1 protein-coding gene is annotated in these 2,917 nt (G+C 58.8%); it reads right to left on the reverse strand.

Going from position 1 to position 2,917, the window contains the following annotated elements; translation table 11 throughout:
* Positions 1 to 97: 97 nt before the first annotated feature.
* Positions 98 to 2,572, reverse strand: a complete 2,475-nt coding sequence (locus JFU11_RS25865) for a TonB-dependent receptor (protein ID WP_201062517.1) — start codon at positions 2,570 to 2,572, stop codon at positions 98 to 100.
* Positions 2,573 to 2,917: the final 345 nt, after the last annotated feature.

Below are 2,917 nucleotides of genomic sequence, written 5' to 3' on the forward strand. Positions count from 1 at the left end.
AGGGAGTTGTGTGTCCGCCCGCCAAATCGCAGGCAAATAAAAAGCCCGGCCCGCAATGTGCGGGCCGGGCTTAGGTTTTGTTGACTGGTGCTTGCAATCAGAACTGCGGTTTGTACGTCACGCTGAACATCAGATTGCGCGGGTCGCCAAAGTTATTGTTGCCATTGAGCTGGTTGTAAGCGGGCGAAATGTACGTCTTGTCGAACAGGTTGTTGGCGTTGACCGCCAAACCGATCTCCGGCGTCAGCTGGTAGCCGATGCGGGCATTCCACACGGTGTAACCCGGTACATCTTTGTTAAGATCGTAAACCAGCGTGTGGCTTTGGGTGGTGAAGCCCAGACCGGTGCTGACACGGCTCCAGTCACCGGTGAACTGGTAGTTGCCCCACACGCGCAGCATGTGTTTCGGCGTCCAGGTACTAAAGACGCTGCCTTCGTTGGTCAGGTCTTCCAGGTATTTTGTGGTGTTGTAGGTATAGCCCGCAAATAGCTGCAGATTGTCCGTCACTTCACCACTGATTTCCGCGTCGATACCCTGGCTACGAACTTTCCCCGAGGCTACCGAGCAGTACGAGCCAGCACACTCCAAACCACCGGCGATGTCGTTGACGGCACGGTTTTCCTGGTCGTAACGGAAGATGGCCAAGGAGGTATTGACCCGACCGTCCATCAACTCGCCCTTGAGGCCGATTTCGTAGTTGGTGCCGACGATGGGTTTGAGCACCTTACCGCTGGTATCACGGTTGGTTTGCGGCTGGAACACGTCGGTGTAGCTGGCGTATACCGCCCATTCGCGGCTCAGGTCATAGACGATACCGGCGTAGGGCGTGACCACTCCGGTTTCAGTTCCGGTGCTTGGATCGTTGGGCGTGATACCGGTTTGTCTTTCGGTTTTCGACTTGTAGCTGAAGTCGTACCAGCTAACCCGGGAACCCAGTATCAGCGTCAGATCGTCAACCGGCTTGACGCGCCAGGTGCCGTACAGGCCTTTCTGACGGATATCGTATTTGCTGAGGGTGCCCTGGCCGCCCGCGGCAAGCAGACTGTCGTAGCTGATGTCCGGACGGTCATTGTCGAGGTCGAAGATGGTGTCGCTGCTGCTGTTGAAGGTACGGGCGAAGCGATCATCCGTCTCCAGCTGAGAGAAGTTGCCGCCCAGCATGACTTCCTGCTGCATCGACAAGGCTTCGAACTTGCCGGTCAGGTTCACGTCCAGACCGGCCTTCGTGGACTGGAAATCGGTCACGAAGTCGGCATATTGCACGCGACTGCCATCCGGCAAGAGACCGCCAGGACTTTGGGTTCGCTGGTTTTTCGACTGATTGTCTTCGGTCATGTACACGGTGCCGACCTTGAGGGCCCAATCGTCGTTGAAGCGGTGCTCGAGATCGGCGTAAAGGGTGGTGACGTCGATTTCGGAACGGTTCCAGCGCGCGCCGGTGTAGGTCGAACGCGAAACGTCCGGCATCGACCCGTCGGCGTAGAGTGGCAGGCCACGGATGTTGCCGCGCGATTCGCCGTTGGATTGGCTGACCGCGAAGCCCAGGGTGGTGTCTTCGCGCAGGTCGATATCCAGGGCGCCGTACAGCGAGTGGGTCTTGCTCCACGCGTGGTCGATGAACGAGTTGCTCTGGTCTTCGTCTACGACGATGCGGCCGCGGATGTTGCCGGCCTGGTTCAGCGGGCCGCCGGCATCCACTTGCAGACCGTAGTGATCCCAAGAGCCGGCCTTGCCGGTCAGGGTCACGGTCGGTGTGCTCTGGCCACGCTTGCGCACCAGGTTGATGGCACCACCGGGGCTGCCGGTGCCTTGCAGCAGGCCGGAGGCGCCGCGCAGGATTTCCAGGCGGTCATAGAAGATCAGGTCCTGGGTCGCCCAGTTGCCCAGCGAATAGGTGTTACGCGGGATCGGCACACCGTCGTACTGCCAATCGTCGATCTGGAAACCACGCGACGACAGAATCATGCCTTCGCCGACGCCCTGCAGGCCGACTATGCCGGTGGTCTGGTTGACGGCGTCCTTGAGATCGACCAGGTTCTGGTCATCCATCTGCTTACGCGTCATCACGGTGATCGACTGGGGAATTTCCTTGAGGGTGTGGGTACCCTTGCCGATGGTCACCGCGTTACTGGTGTATGAGTTGCTGCCTTCGGTCGTCGCATCCAGCTGCTGTGCATTGACGGTGGTCGCGCCCAGCTCAAGGCCTTCAGTGGCGGAACCCCGCACCAGCATCAACGTGTTGCCTTCAAAACTGTAGCGCACGCCGGTGCCCTTGAGCAGTTCGGCAATGGCCGCTTCGGCGCTCAGTTTGCCGCTGACGCGGTTACCGCGCAGGTCGGCGATGTCGGCGGCGTTGTAGATCACCTGCCGGTTGGTTTGCTCGCCAAACGCTTGCAACGCCTGGGGTAAGGGCTGCGCGGCAATGTTGACGGCGATCTCTTCGGCGCAGACCTGCGCGCTGAACGGCATCAGACAGGCCATGCCCAGACCGGCCAGCGAATGACGTGAGCGAAGCGTACGGGAAACGATCAAAGCCTTGAACAGAGGTTTCAACTCATGAATTGCTGACATCGTGCTCTCTATTATTCGTTAGAAGTGGATAAGACCGATGGGCCACCAAGTGCCCGACGCTGCCCAAACACGTAAACCGCTCTGTCGGCCACCTCTAGGGCAGCACATCAGTTGGCGGTCGACCCGGCCCCTCCCCGGGCACAGGTCATCTGTCTGGACAACGGAAAAAATCGTGTTCTGCCCTACAAACCCGAACCCTGGGGCTACCCTGCCCGACCCGAATTGTCTGCATACCTTAGTAAGACGTAGCGCCACGCAGAAACCGGAATGAGTTTATTTATCATTAACAGCATATTTAAAAAAAAGCCGACGCGTTGGGCGTCGGCCTTTTATTTGCGGGGGTTC

It is taken from the genome of Pseudomonas sp. TH37, assembly GCF_016650735.1.
Classification (GTDB): domain Bacteria; phylum Pseudomonadota; class Gammaproteobacteria; order Pseudomonadales; family Pseudomonadaceae; genus Aquipseudomonas; species Aquipseudomonas farris.

Excerpts from the sequence above, each read along its gene's own strand:
- JFU11_RS25865 (WP_201062517.1), bottom strand. The coding sequence starts at position 2,572 with ATGTCAGCAATTCATGAGTTGAAACCTCTGTTCAAGGCTTTGATCGTT.